The organism is Candidatus Pelagibacter sp. Uisw_090, from assembly GCF_047717845.1.
In the GTDB taxonomy this organism is placed as follows: Bacteria; Pseudomonadota; Alphaproteobacteria; order Pelagibacterales; family Pelagibacteraceae; genus Pelagibacter.
In genome coordinates this window covers 772,249-786,598 of sequence record NZ_CP159810.1, presented here as the reverse complement: position 1 = coordinate 786,598, position 14,350 = coordinate 772,249, and the positions used below count along the sequence as shown (strand labels likewise).

At 28.5% G+C, this 14,350-nt stretch carries 16 protein-coding genes; 13 read left to right on the top strand and 3 right to left on the bottom strand.

Features of this window, described 5'->3' with window-relative positions:
* The first annotated feature begins 17 nt into the window (after nucleotides 1-17).
* The 13 genes from ABXT58_RS04320 (at nucleotide 18) to ABXT58_RS04260 (ending at nucleotide 11,611) form a co-directional block, all read left to right on the top strand.
* Entirely contained in the window at nucleotides 18-419 is a 402-nt protein-coding gene (locus ABXT58_RS04320; RefSeq protein ID WP_415303467.1) for a hypothetical protein, read from the top strand.
* Nucleotides 419-571 (top strand): hypothetical protein, encoded by a 153-nt coding sequence (locus ABXT58_RS04315; RefSeq protein WP_271525710.1) that lies wholly within the window; start codon nucleotides 419-421, stop codon nucleotides 569-571. Before ABXT58_RS04320 ends, ABXT58_RS04315 begins: the two co-directional genes overlap by 1 nt.
* A 344-nt stretch (nucleotides 572-915) precedes the next feature.
* Nucleotides 916-1,284 carry a hypothetical protein gene (locus tag ABXT58_RS04310; protein ID WP_415303466.1) on the top strand — a complete coding sequence of 123 codons (369 nt, stop codon included), beginning with the start codon at nucleotides 916-918 and terminating at the stop codon, nucleotides 1,282-1,284.
* Nucleotides 1,281-1,445 carry an NAD-dependent epimerase/dehydratase family protein gene (locus ABXT58_RS04305; protein WP_415303465.1) on the top strand — a complete coding sequence of 55 codons (165 nt, stop codon included), beginning with the start codon at nucleotides 1,281-1,283 and terminating at the stop codon, nucleotides 1,443-1,445. Before ABXT58_RS04310 ends, ABXT58_RS04305 begins: the two co-directional genes overlap by 4 nt.
* A gap of 152 nt (nucleotides 1,446-1,597) precedes the next feature.
* A complete protein-coding gene (locus ABXT58_RS04300) occupies nucleotides 1,598-2,728 on the top strand; it encodes an ATP-grasp domain-containing protein (protein WP_415303464.1) in 1,131 nt (376 codons plus the stop codon).
* Between the two features lie 242 nt (nucleotides 2,729-2,970).
* Entirely contained in the window at nucleotides 2,971-4,701 is a 1,731-nt protein-coding gene (locus ABXT58_RS04295; RefSeq protein WP_415303463.1) for a thiamine pyrophosphate-binding protein, read from the top strand.
* Between the two features lie 8 nt (nucleotides 4,702-4,709).
* On the top strand, nucleotides 4,710-5,435 hold the full coding sequence (locus ABXT58_RS04290; RefSeq protein ID WP_415303462.1) for a 3-oxoacyl-ACP reductase family protein: 726 nt from the start codon (nucleotides 4,710-4,712) through the stop codon (nucleotides 5,433-5,435).
* A gap of 53 nt (nucleotides 5,436-5,488) precedes the next feature.
* Complete coding sequence (locus tag ABXT58_RS04285; protein ID WP_415303461.1) at nucleotides 5,489-6,712, top strand: ATP-grasp domain-containing protein; 1,224 nt, start codon at nucleotides 5,489-5,491, stop codon at nucleotides 6,710-6,712.
* A gap of 5 nt (nucleotides 6,713-6,717) precedes the next feature.
* Nucleotides 6,718-8,463 carry a PIG-L family deacetylase gene (locus tag ABXT58_RS04280; protein ID WP_415303460.1) on the top strand — a complete coding sequence of 582 codons (1,746 nt, stop codon included), beginning with the start codon at nucleotides 6,718-6,720 and terminating at the stop codon, nucleotides 8,461-8,463.
* The gene (locus ABXT58_RS04275) at nucleotides 8,457-9,464 is read left to right on the top strand and encodes an NAD-dependent epimerase (RefSeq protein ID WP_415304914.1); all 1,008 of its coding nucleotides are present in this window, start codon (nucleotides 8,457-8,459) and stop codon (nucleotides 9,462-9,464) included. The genes ABXT58_RS04280 and ABXT58_RS04275 overlap by 7 nt, the downstream gene beginning before the upstream one ends.
* Nucleotides 9,465-9,542: 78 nt before the next feature.
* Nucleotides 9,543-10,442 (top strand): endonuclease NucS domain-containing protein, encoded by a 900-nt coding sequence (locus ABXT58_RS04270; RefSeq protein WP_415303459.1) that lies wholly within the window; start codon nucleotides 9,543-9,545, stop codon nucleotides 10,440-10,442.
* Complete coding sequence (locus tag ABXT58_RS04265) at nucleotides 10,443-11,300, top strand: GIY-YIG nuclease family protein (protein ID WP_415303458.1); 858 nt, start codon at nucleotides 10,443-10,445, stop codon at nucleotides 11,298-11,300.
* 23 nt (nucleotides 11,301-11,323) lie between these two features.
* A complete protein-coding gene (locus tag ABXT58_RS04260; RefSeq protein ID WP_415303457.1) occupies nucleotides 11,324-11,611 on the top strand; it encodes a hypothetical protein in 288 nt (95 codons plus the stop codon).
* Between the two features lie 291 nt (nucleotides 11,612-11,902).
* On the opposite strand, the gene ABXT58_RS04255 is transcribed toward ABXT58_RS04260, so the two are convergent.
* The 3 genes from ABXT58_RS04255 to ABXT58_RS04245 form a co-directional block, all read right to left on the bottom strand.
* A complete protein-coding gene (locus tag ABXT58_RS04255; protein WP_415303456.1) occupies nucleotides 11,903-12,178 on the bottom strand; it encodes a hypothetical protein in 276 nt (91 codons plus the stop codon).
* Between the two features lie 238 nt (nucleotides 12,179-12,416).
* On the bottom strand, nucleotides 12,417-13,568 hold the full coding sequence (locus ABXT58_RS04250) for a M24 family metallopeptidase (protein ID WP_415303455.1): 1,152 nt from the start codon (nucleotides 13,566-13,568) through the stop codon (nucleotides 12,417-12,419).
* Nucleotides 13,568-14,344, bottom strand: coding sequence for a fumarylacetoacetate hydrolase (locus ABXT58_RS04245; protein ID WP_415303454.1), 777 nt, complete (start codon nucleotides 14,342-14,344; stop codon nucleotides 13,568-13,570). Before ABXT58_RS04245 ends, ABXT58_RS04250 begins: the two co-directional genes overlap by 1 nt.
* Nucleotides 14,345-14,350 lie beyond the last annotated feature (6 nt).

Genomic DNA, 14,350 nt, shown 5'->3' with positions numbered 1-14,350 from the left:
ATTAATTTTTAAATTTAATGGTCTTATTATACTTCTCCTACCTAATCATAGTTGCAAATATTTTAATTTTGTCTGTTGGTTACCTAACTAACATAGCTCTCATTGGTTCATTTTTGGGTGATTTAATAGCCATCGGAACTGATCCTATTATTCTTATACTAGGTGCTTTGTTAGGTGCTGGATTAGTAGCTAAAACATATAAATTTTCAGTAATATATTTATGGCTAGGTGCAATGTTTTTAACAATGCTGGTTCATGTTATTTTAGGCACTACAAGAGTTATTGTAGATATAGTTAAGTTTGATGCCTTACTAATAATTTCTGCACTCATAATTATTGCTACAAGTTTCTTTCGACCACTGATTGCTGAGATGACAGAGGATTTTGAAAAATCCATTACAAAAAAAGCTCCGAAGTAATGCCTAGAAAACCTAACTACAAAGATTTATTAAAAAAATTTAAAAAAAGAAATATTAAAAATCCAGAAAGAATAGCGACAGCCTATGTCAAAGGATTAACTGTAGGATCCAAAAAAAAGGCTGCTAAAAATTTAGCAGGGATTATAGATTAAAGAAAAAATGAAAAAACTTTCATTTCTTTAGGTATGATACATTTAAAAGAGCATTGGAAAGTCCAAATGTTATCGGGCCATACTAAAGCAGCAACGATTGATACCTCATATAATAAATCAACCAGGGAACAGCAGAAAGAATATGCAGAAGAAGTGGTAGATAAAATATTTAATTTTGTTAAGTGATCCAGTGGTGCTTGTATAATGTATAAGCCTCCGGCCCAGATACTTTCACCTACACATGACTATTGCTTGAATTGTGAACAACGTAAGTGGATCAAGGCTAATGGCTCACTAAAAAATCGTACTGGTTATATATGCGTTGACTGTTATAATGCCAACATATGGGCAAGCAAGGACAACCAAAGATATCATTCTTTGTTAAATATATTATCGCAAAGGCTGTAATGATAGCTTCTAGACCTATAGTTGGGTCAAAAATTTCTACAATTTTTGGATTTAAAACCCCAGGGTCAATTGATTGGTCATTTTCTAATTTAGGTATAGCTGCAGATAATTGGTATGAAGAAGTGGATCTTAAATCTAAAAGAAGAAAACAGTCATATAACTCTTACAGTAAAATAAAGTATTTTAATCATAGTTTACATAGTTTTGGACATATTGAGTCGCAATTAAAAAGTAATGGAAAAAAAATAGGAGTAGCGGCAGCTGAGGCATTCTATGTAATTCGTAATCTTAGTAGAATATTATGATAGTTGTAACTGGCTCTGCTGGATTTATTGGCTCATCTTTATGCATTAAATTGTTAGAAAGAGGAGATAAATTAATGATTATTGATAAAGAAAATGATCAAATAAAATTTGTAAATAATAATCTAAAAATAAAACATCTAATTCCTAAGTCTATTAACTAATATATTAAAGAAAATATATCGTCTTTATTAATATAAATTCTTATCAAAAAATTATATTTTGTAAAAATATAAGATTTTAAAAGTTATGTGATAAGATTAGAGACTCTTCTGATAACATCATTATAATTGAACTATTTAATTATCTAGTTTAGATGAATAGTTTTAAAGTAAAAAGATTTATGAATTTTAAAAATTTAAATAAATTTGCAGTAATTTGCGTAGCTGCAGGAAAATCGCAAATACCAGTGATTATAAAAGCAAAATCCCTTGGACTTATAGTTATTGCAATTGATCAAAATAAATATGCACCAGGTTTTAAGTATGTAGATTTTAAAATTTGCCTAAGTACTTATAATGCAGAAACAATTATCAAAGAGTTAGATAAATTAAAAAATCAATTTAAATTAATAGGTGTTTTAAATAGAAGTTCAGGACCACCAGTGATCACTACTGCTAAAATTTGTAAACATTTTAAACTTCCAGGAGTACCAGTTTTATCTGCTAAAAAATTAGTAAATAAAGATAAAATGCGAATAGCTTTAGATAAGAAAAATATCCCATCAATAAAATATAGGATCTATAATGTAGATAAATGTAATTCAATTAATATTGTAAAACTTCCAGCTGTAATAAAGCCAGCTTTAAGTTTAGTAGGAAAAAGTGGAATTAGTGTTGTGTTTTCAAAAAATAAAATACAATCATCAATTAAATATGCGATTAAAAATACTATTAATAAAAAGATTTTAGTAGAGGAATTCCTTAAAGGTCCAGACCTATCATTTGTAAGTTTTGTTAATAATGGTCAATTATTCCCTATTTGTTTGTTAGAAGAAATTAACATTATAGATAAAAATGGAAATATATCAGGTAAGGGGTTTAAAACATATGAGTCGAATATAAACAACTGGTCACAACAAGCTAATAATATTGCTAAAAAAATTATTTCTAAATTCAATATTAAACGTTCACCCTTATCAATTTCTCTTCGTCCAGATTCTAAAAATAATTTAAAATTAATTGAAGTACATCTTGATATGGGTGGCGATAGTTTAATCGAAGGATTCTATCCAAAAGCACTTTCGTTTGATTATTTAAAATTTGCTGTCGAGATGGCAACTGGAAATGCTAAATATAAAACGAATTTTAAAATAAAACCTACAGCAATATATTATAAAACTTTTTCAAAAAGACTAAAAAAATTTAAAACAGATGGTAAATATAAAGTTTTTACAGCCAGCACAAAACGAATGCTTGAAAAAAAAATTTTAAAGGTCAATGTATGAAAAATAGCTTACTATTCTTGGGCTGTAATCATGATCAAATACCATATTTAAATTTTATAAAAAAAAACTAGACTGGAAAATAGTTGGGGTTGATTTAGATAAAAAAGCGCCAGGAAAATTCCTATGTGATAAATTTTATAATGTTGGTTATGATGATTTAAAAGGCCTTGTTAAAATTATAATTTCATATATTAAGAACAAAACTATCTAATTTAGTAAATTATTTTAACGTAATATTTTATATGAAAACTGGTGCAGATTTTCTCGCTAATGAGCTGTATAATTTTGGAGTGAGAGTTGCATTTGTTTTTACTGGTGGCGCAATAAGTGCGATAATTGACTCAGTAGCAGATAAAGGAATAAAAATAATACCTTATGACAACGAACTTGATGCTTCATACGCTGCTGAAGGATATGTAAGAGCCACCTTAAAACCTACGGTTGTTCTTGTTACCTCTGGGCCTGGTTTGACAAATACTATTACTGGTATTGCGGGCTCTTGGTTTGACTCGGTTCCTGTTTTATTTATATCTGGACAAGTAAAATCACCTGAAAAAACAAATTTTGATATTTGTCTACAAAATGGATTTCAAGAAACTGATGTTATGAGTTCTACAAATCATCTAACCAAATCTTGTAAAGAAGTTGACCATTGTTCTCAAATTATACCGGCTGTAAGAGATGCATTTAAATTTATGTTAACAGGAAGACCTGGACCTGCGGTCCTAGACATAACAATGGACGCACAAACTCAAATTATGGAAAATCCAAATCTAGAAAATTACATTTATTATGATTTTAAAGAGACATTAAACAAAGGAATGCTTTTAGATAATACATTATCATCAAAAAAAGATTATGAATATCTTTTAAAAAAAATGCTTGAGGCTAAAAATCCGGTAATTTTAATTGGTGGCGGAATGCAATGGTTACCAAGTGGATTATTCGAGAACATTGTAAAAAAACTTAAAATAAAAATTATTTCAACTTTTACTGCTGTCAATGCAATTAAACAGGATAATTTATATTATGATGGTTTGATTGGACCATTTGGTAATCCTGAAGCCAATAAAAGTCTTATTGAGGCTTCAGATTTATTCGTGCTTGGTGCCCGTATTCCTCAAAGAGCATTCCCTCTATTAACAGAGGAGAGTAAGAAAAAATTTCAATCAGTTAGAAAGTTTGTTTTAACTATTGATCCTAGCGAATTCATTAATCATAAAATAGGTCCTATCGATAAAATTATTATTGGATTAATTTATGATTTTATAAAATATGTTGATGATACAATCCCTGATATTGATGAAAAAGATAAAGTGTTTAAAAAAGAATTATCAACAAATTTGATACCAATTAAAATGTTTCAAAGTATTCCAAGTCCATCAGACAATTCATTATCTACTGAAAATAATTATTCAATTTTTCAGCTAATAGACTCACTTAATAAAAATTTGCCTGAAAATTCAGATATTTTTGTTGATACTGGCCAAAATGTTTGTTCCTCAGCCTTAGGGTTGAAGCGAAATAGAGGATTAAGAATATTTTCATCTTGGGCAAATTCTCCAATGGGATATTCTTTACCAGCTTCTCTTGGTGCAGCATTAGAGGAAAATAATAGGCAATCTGTATGTATAATTGGGGATGGTGGTTTTAGAACGGCTTTGTCATCTCTTCCAAATTTAAGAGCCATGAAAGGAAAAGTAAAAATTATTTTATGGGATAATCAAGGATATCGAACAATAGTTGACCATCTTGAAAAAATGCTTTCTGGCAGAAGAAAAGCTGTAACAGTAGAATCGGGTATCCCTTATTTTCCTATAAAAAAAGTCTTAATTTCAAGCGATTTAGAGCCATTAGATTCTAAAGGTGATTTAGAAAATGATATGAAAATTTTTTTTAATGACGATAAAATTGATGTTATAATAGTCAATATTGATCCTTCAATTAGGATGATACCAAACATTGCAATTTAATATTACTTATGAATAAAACAGTTTTTATTACTGGTGGATCTCAAGGCATAGGTAAAGCAATTGTTGAAAGACTAGCTAATGAAAATTATTATGTGATTGTAGGTTACAAAAGTAATAAAAAGAAAGCTGAAGCAATTGTAAATAAAATTAAAAAATCTAATAGTGAAGCAATAGCAATTTATTGTGATTTATCAGATAGAAAATCTATAAAAAAAGTTTTTAATGAAATTGGAAATATAGATATTTTAATTAATAATGCTGGAATCTCTCAACCAAAAAAATTTCTTGATATCTCAGATAAAGACTGGAGCAAAATGCTAAGTGTTAATTTGCAAGGAGCATTTATATGTTCACAAGAAGCTATTCCTGGGATGATTAAAAACAAATGGGGAAGAATTATTAATATAGCTTCTATAGGAGGGCAATGGGGGGGAGTTAATCAAGTGCATTACGCATCAGCAAAAGCTGGTCTTATTGGTCTAACAATGTCACTTGCAAGAATTTACAGTGGCTCAGGAATTACATCTAATGCAATTTCTCCCGGCATCATAACAACGGAAATGACTTCATGGATAAAAGATAATAACAAGAATTCAATTCTTAAGGATATTCCCATTGGTCGTTTTGGATTTCCAAATGAAATAGCTGAAGTAGTATTATTTCTTGCCTCTAACCATTCAAGTTATATAACTGGGCAAACAATCAATGTAAATGGTGGAATGCTTAGATCCTAACTGCAAAGGTATAAATTTGATTGTTCTAATATAGTTAATTTATTATTTAATAAATGAAAAAAAATAAAGTTCTATTTAAAACTTCACCATTAATTATTTTTGGTGGTGGTGTACATCAGATTCCCTACATTAAATATTGTAAAAAAAATAAAATTTCTACTTTAGTATTAGATCAAAATATAAATTGTGCTGCCAAATTATATGCTGACTATTTTTTAAATATTTCTACTCCAAACGAAGAGTCATTAAGTGTTTTAAAAGCTATAAAAAAAGTTACTCAAAAATATAAAGTTTTGGGAGTTTTGGTTGCTGGAGTAGAACTTGCTATTCTAGGATCATTTATAGCCAAAAAATTTAAAACAAAAAGTATTAGTTCATTAGTAGCAAAGAATGTAACAAATAAAATTAACAGAACAGTTAAATTTAAAAAAAAAGATGTGCCATACGCCAATTATGAAATAATTAATAATTTAAAATCTTTAAAAAAAAATTATCCATATGTTGTTAAAACTGAAGAAGGATCAGGTGCAAGAGGTGTTAGAGTTATCTCATCAAAAAATGATCTTGAATCTGTGAAGAAAGATTTTTCACTCATGAATAGCCCAAAGTATTTAGTGGAAGAGTTTCTTAAAGGTTTTGAAATATCAATAGAAGCTTTTATTTATAAAGGAAAATTTAATTATTATTGTTTTGCTATTAGAGATATAGAAATAATTTCTAACGGAAAAATTATTGAACATGGAAGTGTAGCTGACCCACAATTTGACAAACAAAAAGTTAAACAGGTGAAAAAGGTTTTTGAGAAAGCTTGCGTAGCTCTCGGATTGAATGAGGGGCCCGCTAAAGGAGATATTATGTTTACTGAGTCAGGCCCAAAAGTTATAGAAATTGCATCAAGATCTGCTCCACTAGCTCCATTAATTTCTAATAAAGTATATAATTTTGACATGATTTCAACTCATGTTAAATGGTCAATGGGTTTAAAATTAAAGTTCGGTTCAAAACTATTAGATTTTTCCAAATCCAAACCAATTTGCCATAAGTATTTATTTCATAGGAAAGGGATTATTTATAATATTAATGGAATTGAAAAAGTAAACAAATTAAAAAATGTAATTAAGTTAGTGATATTAAAAGATTTAACTTTTCCAATTAAATTAGAAGAGCCCACAAATACAAACAGGTTACTTTATGTTGTCACAACAGGATCTAATGCAGAGGATGCTAAAAAAAATGCTGAGATTTCTTTATCAAATATAAAACTGTTATATAAATAATTATTATGAATAAAAAAAGTAGTTCTAAAATCCTAATACTTACAAAATGTAGTGAAAAAATTGGAACAGGCCATTTAATGAGATCTCTACAATTACAACATAGTCTCTTAAAAGAAAAGTTTAATTGTGAAATTTGGACTAATAAAAATTTAGAAATTAAAGAAATTCTTAATGGTTTAAATTATAAATCGAAAATAAAGTGTTTCAAAAAAATACCCTTAAAAATTAAAGATTTTAAAAAATTTAGGTTAGTAGTAATTGATATTGCATGGAATGACCCATGGCTTGATGCTAATAGAAAATTTATTACAAAATTAATAGAAAAATTGGAAATGTTAAATATTAGAGTCGTTAATATTGGAAAACCTAAACTTGAAACATCTTTATTCAGAAGTTTTATAGACATTTATCCAGACGGATCTAATGTTAAAGTTAGTGGAAATGTGTCTCCAAGGTTTATAGCACTAAGAAAACAGTTTTATTTGGCTCAGCCAAAAAATAATAAATTATTTAGAGGCACTATTTTTTTAACAATGGGCGGTACGGATCCATTAAATATGATTAAAAAAGCATTAGAACAGATAGCAGATTGTAGACATATTAATCATGTAATTATATTAATTGGTAGTAATTCAAATATTGACACTCAATCTATTAATAAATTTTTAAAAAAACATAAAAAAAAATCTACTTTTCTTAAAAATGTTGGAGCTAAAAAAATAATTGAATCAATGCAAAAGAGTGATATTGCAATTACTGCTTTTGGAACAACTGCATTCGAGTCAATGGCTCTAAGACTGCCAGTAATAGCTGTCACTCATTATAAACATCAAGATAATTCTGCTAGATGGTTTTCAGATTTGAAAACAATTGAATACATAGGTTGCGCTGAAAATGGTATTAGATGGGGTGATTTAAAGTACAAAATTAATTATTTATATAAAAATCAAAAAATTTCGAGAAATATGGCAAATAGAGCAAATTCATTTATTGATGGTAAAGGAAATGAAAGAATAACAAATCTATTAAAAGAAATTTATAAGGAGACATTTTTTAATTTAGATGATTTATTTATTTTTGCTCATCCAGGAACAGAAGCATTGGTAGCCTCAGGCGTAATAACAAAATTAGTAAAGAGTGGTAAAAAAGTTGGAATAGTTGTAATGGGCGATGGGATCAGCTCAAGAATAGAGCCATCATTAAAAAAAAAGAATAGCACTGAATTGTATACAAATCTTGAAAAATCATTTGAAGACTCTTGTTCTGCTCTTGGAATTAAGGTGAAATATTTTTTTAGATATCCAGACAATCAGTTTGATAAAGAACCTTTACTAAGCTTTGTAAAAAATATTGAGAATATTTTAAAAAGACATAAACCAAACCGTATTTGGACACATGAAGAGTCAGGACTTAATATAGATCATAAAGTTATTAACAAAGCTGTAATGATAGCTTCTAGACCTATAGTTGGGTCAAAAATTTCTACAATTTTTGGATTTAAAACCCCAGGGTCAATTGATTGGTCATTTTCTAATTTAGGTATAGCTGCAGATAATTGGTATGAAGAAGTGGATCTTAAATCTAAAAGAAGAAAACAGTCATATAACTCTTACAGTAAAATAAAGTATTTTAATCATAGTTTACATAGTTTTGGACATATTGAGTCGCAATTAAAAAGTAATGGAAAAAAAATAGGAGTAGCGGCAGCTGAGGCATTCTATGTAATTCGTAATCTTAGTAGAATATTATGATAGTTGTAACTGGCTCTGCTGGATTTATTGGCTCATCTTTATGCATTAAATTGTTAGAACGAGGAGATAAGTTAATAGGTATTGATAACCATAATAATTATTATGATCCTAAAATTAAAGAAGCAAGACTTAAAAGACTTTTAAAATATTCAAATTATAAACATTATAGAATGGATATTAGTGAACAAAAAAATTTAGACGAATTATTTAGAGTTCATAAACCAATAAGTGTAGTTAATTTAGCGGCACAGGCAGGTGTGCGTTACTCTATGGAAAATCCACTAGCTTATATAAATAGTAATGTGGTAGGGTTTGCTCACATTCTAGAAAACTGTCGTTACCACAACATTGAGCATTTAGTTTATGCTAGCACCTCAAGTGTTTATGGAGCTAATACTAAAATACCTTTTTCAGAACATGATAGCGCAAATCATCCTTTATCAGTTTATGCAGCATCTAAGAAAAGTAATGAGCTTATGGCACATACTTATAGTTATCTTTACAAATTACCAACTACAGGTCTTAGGTTTTTTACAGTTTATGGACCTTGGGGTAGACCAGATATGGCTCTTTTTAAATTTACTAAAGCAATCTTAGAAGAAAAAACTATTGATGTTTATAATAATGGTAAACATACAAGAGATTTTACTTATATTGATGATATTGTAAAAGGCATAATTAAAACTCTTGATAATCCATCAACAACTAACTCTAATTGGAATGCCAATCAACCCGATCCAGCAACTAGTAGTGCCCCATGGCGTATTTATAATATTGGAAATAACAATCCCGTAAAGCTAATGAACTATATTGACATACTTGAAAAAATTTTAAATAAAAAGGCAAAAATAAATTTTTTACCTTTGCAGCCAGGCGATGTATCAGACACCTATGCTGATACAAAAATTTTAAATGAAAAATTTAATTATAAACCCTCAACATCAGTTATTGAGGGAGTGACAAATTTTGTAAGTTGGTATAAAGAATTTTATCAACTGTGAACAAACCTTTTTTATTTACGCATATTAGTTAATTCCATCACCTAGACACCTGATTAGGGGTTTGGTAGTCTTTGATCAGTGAAATTAGAATTCAAAAAAGGATCAAAATATTCCAGAAAAGATATCGGGTGGGTTTGTTTTCCTGATAAAGGTAGACCAGCTGGAGATGATTGGGATACAGGGTATGTGCGTGTTGAAGACAATCTAATAATCTTTATGAACATCGGTGTTCCAGGCACAACAGAGCATGACTTTGATAATCATTATGATCATTCAAAAGAAGTTATTGTCTGGTATGGAAAACCAAAGTCTCATTCAAATCAACCAACATTTCAAAAATTATTATCAGGTGAAATGACACCACACTTTTTTGCACGTTGGGATAATAAAGATCCTCAATTCTCTTATTTAGGTGTTGGAAATGTTGTGAGTTTTAAGGATGGTCATCCATGCTTAGATGGAAATAAAAATGAAGTTGAGACAATAGAATTAAAATTAACTGTGGAAGATTCGGGAGAGATAATTCCTATTCTAAATCAAACAAATGTAGATAAAGATATTTCATTAGAAAACAATTTAACTCCAAAATCCTCTTTCCTACTAGAGAAACATCTCGAAGATTATATTATCAAAAATTGGTCCAATATTGAGTTGAATAAAGATTATAATATTCATAAAGAAAATAATAAACTTTGTACTCAATATTCAACTGGGTCTGGCCCTTTAGATATTTTGGCAATTAGCAAAGACCAAAAAGAATTTTTAGTTATTGAATTAAAGAAGGGTAGAGCTAGCGATATAGTCATGGGTCAAATACAGAGATATATGGGTCATATTAAAAATAATTTAGCTGGTGACAAAGATGTTAAGGGGCTGATTATTGCCTTAGAAGATGATAAAAATTTAAGAGATGCCTTATCTGTGGCACCCAATATAAAGTTTATGAAATATGAAGTATCATTTAAACTGGTGGGATAAATGAATATAACAAAAGAACAGCTCAAATTTTTAGAAACACAAAAAATATCTTTGGACAAAATCTTTGATGCCACAGGTTTATCAAAGACCGAATATCACAAATCAATGAAAGAGGCGGACAAGATTATTGCAATTGGTGTAACTCCTTGTGCAAAATTTTCCCATTCCATGAGAACTAGAAATGGACATTGTGTTCAATGTAATACTGCAACTATTGCTTTTTTAGAAAGACACTATGAAAAAGGATATATTTATATTGCAGGCTCTAAAAAGGAAGAAGTTATTAAAGTAGGTTTTGCCAGCGACATTAACAACAGAGAAGAATCGTTAAATGATGAAGGTTATGGAGAGATCAATGACTGGAAAATTCTTTTTCAAGTAATGTGTAAAGATGCAGGAAAAATTGAATTTCACACACATAAAAAATTAAATAAATATTTAATAAATAGAAGTTATTTAAAGAATAATAAAAAAAATGAATGTTATGAAATTTTTAGCTGTTCATATTCATTAGCAAAAAAAACTTTAGATGAAGATATTGGAGATAACAATAATATAAAAAAATCTTTTGAAAATTTACCTATTATAAATGAATATAATTTTGATAACGTTATGGGTGGTTTAAAGAGAATTGTTTCAACAAAAGAACGCGTAGAAAGAGCAAAACCATTGATTAGAAAACCTAATATAGTAAAAAAAAAATCTACCAATAAAATCCAAGATAAAATTGAAATTACCAACAATCCAAATAATTTAAAAAAAGAAAATACAAAGAAAGAAAAATCATTATCTATATGGATGGTTTCGTTATTTTTTATTGTATTTTTTGCGCTAATAAAAACCTGTGCGATGAATTAAATGAAAAAACTTTTATCTGAATAATGAGCAATAAAAAAAAAGAAACGAAAAGAAAAAAATTAGAAGAATGGGAAAAACAGTATAGATTAGATCATCCCGTATATAATCTAAATCACTCTTACCCCTCTTTTGCTTTTGGGGCTGTGTCAGCTTTTCTTGGAGCAATTATGATAGCTCCATTTCAAATGAGTCAGACAATTGTTACAAGGTATGCTTTTTTTTGTTTTGTTATTGGGTATGCGATTGATTGGTATTGCAAAAAAGAATGGTCGAAAGCTTATGATAAATACAAAAAACTTGAAGATCTATGACTTTAAGAAAATTATTTAAACAAATAATAATAAGATCTTGTGACATATTTAATAACTTATTAGATTTTAATTTGAAAAAATTATTATTTTTAAAAAGATTATTTATTTTAGTATCTATTTCTTTATTTACAGTTTTTTTTATTTTTTTTTCTATTTTGATACCAATTTTGATTTGTGCAGAAAGTTCAATTCCTTTCATTTATTTATTATTACCTTATGCTGTTTTATTTTTTCCAATCCTTTTTTTTTTAAAAAAGATTAAATCAAATTTTTTAGCCTTTAAATATGAATTTAAGACCAGGAAATAGTGTTAGATTTTATTTGATTTTTTCTAAGTTTCTTTAAAATTTTTATTAATTTTCTAAATAAATAAAGTGGAATAAATCCTAAAAGAATCAATTCTGGTAAGTTCATAAGAATTTTATAATTAATAAATATGGTCATATCTTGATGGGTAATGACATAACTTGAAGGGCTATTTGTATTTGTAAAATATTTTTTAAGCCTTATATTTACACTATCATTTAGTAATGAAACTTTTACTGGGGCTTCAAGATAGTTGCTCAAACCTTTTCGAGGTCCCAGTTTAATTCCCAATAATTTTTTCTGAAAAATTTTTTATAATATTTTTTAATATGAATTTGTTTTCATAGGCTATGACCGTCTAAAACAAAGACTATAGGTATTACTTTAGGTACCATATTTAAGAAAAAGGGTGGTGGGGGTCTAAATTCCATTCAAAGTTGAGATTTGGACTGGTACCTCTATTTTATTTCAGACTTGATGATGACTTGATGATGGAGACCTATAAGACTACTAAATCCAGTTTTTGCTTACCTAATCTTTCGTTGCCATTCTCGGTCACTAAATAGGTTTCCCCTAAATTCATCGCTAGATTGCTGTCTGAATCCATTAATATCATGTGCATAAAGAAGACATTACCAGGAGTTATTACATAAGGATTACCTGTATATAACATTGGCCAGTCCATCCAATTAGGAGAGAATGTTGCACCTAATGAATAACCACAAGCATTCATTCTCGCTTTATTGTATCCAAGATCATCAAAAGTTTTAGCGTGAATATCAAACACATCTCCAGAAGTTTTTCCTGGAATTAAAGTTTTTACACAATTATTTAAAACCTCAACACAAGCTTCATGCATTTTTATATGTTTAGGATCTGCTTTTCCAATAGGGATAGTTCTAAACATTGCAGAATGATAATGTTTAAAGGTTCCAGCCCATTCTAAACTTAATTGATCTGTGTTAGACAAATTTCTTTTTTCTGACTGATATCTACAGAGTAAAGCATTATCACCTGAGCCAATGATATATTCATTAGCAGGATAATCTCCACCACCTTCAAGAACTGCTTTTTGCATTTCTGCTAAAATTTTTGCTTCACTAGCACCTGCTTTTGTATATTTCCAAGCTTCATCAAGAGCTCTATCTGCTAATTCAGCAGCTTTTTTAACGTAAACCAATTCTTCATTAGATTTAATTACTCTTAATTTTGTTATTAGTTCTGATTGATCTTCAACACTGCAATAATTCTCTAAAGATTTATTTAATCTTAAGGCGTTACGTCCAGTCATGCCGTATGCTTCGTATTCAATTCCAATATTTTTATCTTTTAAATTAAGTTCGTTTAATATCTGTTTAAGATCATCTGTTGGATTTATTCCATCTTGATCAATCCAAATTCTAATATCTTTAATGTTTGATGTATTTTGTGCTTGTCTTAAGTCAGGAGCACGAGTTAACAGAATAACATTACCTTCTTGATCCAAGATTAAGGTTTGAAAAAAAACATATCCAAAAGTATCATAGCCAGTAAGCCAATACATAGACTCTTGTCTGAACATTAAAAGAGCATCTAGATTTTGCTCTTTCATTGATTTTAAAACATCTTGTTTTCTTTTAGAAAATTCTTCTGATGTAAAATGCAATCCCATTAATGGATGATAGCTTTTGCTGAACCTAGCTTATCAATTTTACCTGCATACAATCCTTTTCCAAGTATGGGAACAACGCCAACTGTTGAACCGGTAAATACGTAGAAATCTTTATTAAGATTTATTTTATCTTTTTTAAGTTTCTTTAGTACAAAACGAAGTGAATTTAGAGGGCTAATATAAACAGCTCCTGTATTACCTGAGACAGTCTGATTTATCTTCTTATTCGAAATAATCGTTTTAAGGTTATTAATATTAATTTTTTTATACTTTTTCTTTTGTCCAATTAAAAATTTTACATTTGCACCAAAATCACTAGATAAATCACCAAAAGATGTAACACCTTTCTTTTTTTGTCTATAACCTACAACTTCAATACACGGTGCCATATGAGAAATATATTTAGAAATATTTTTCATAGTTATTACACCTTTTGATAGAAAGAAATTTTTTTTAATCAAATAACAAACTTCTAACTCTATACCTAAAGTAAATTTGTTAATTTTAACCTTTTTTCCACTTTTTAGAAAATTTCTTTTGTAAATAGATGCGTAAAAAGGTTCTTTTTCTTTTAATTTTTTCATTACAGGAATTCCTGTTCCACCAGCCTTAAATCCAATAATAGGTTCTTTAATTTTACTTTCACATAATTTTCTAAATTCATCAGCATCAGTAAGTTTTTTTGTAATTTTTTGAGGCAGTGGTGAGATTATTTTATTTTTTAAAAATGCATTCACAAGTCTGTCTGAGATTTTATTTTTTAAGTTTTTATTCATCCAACT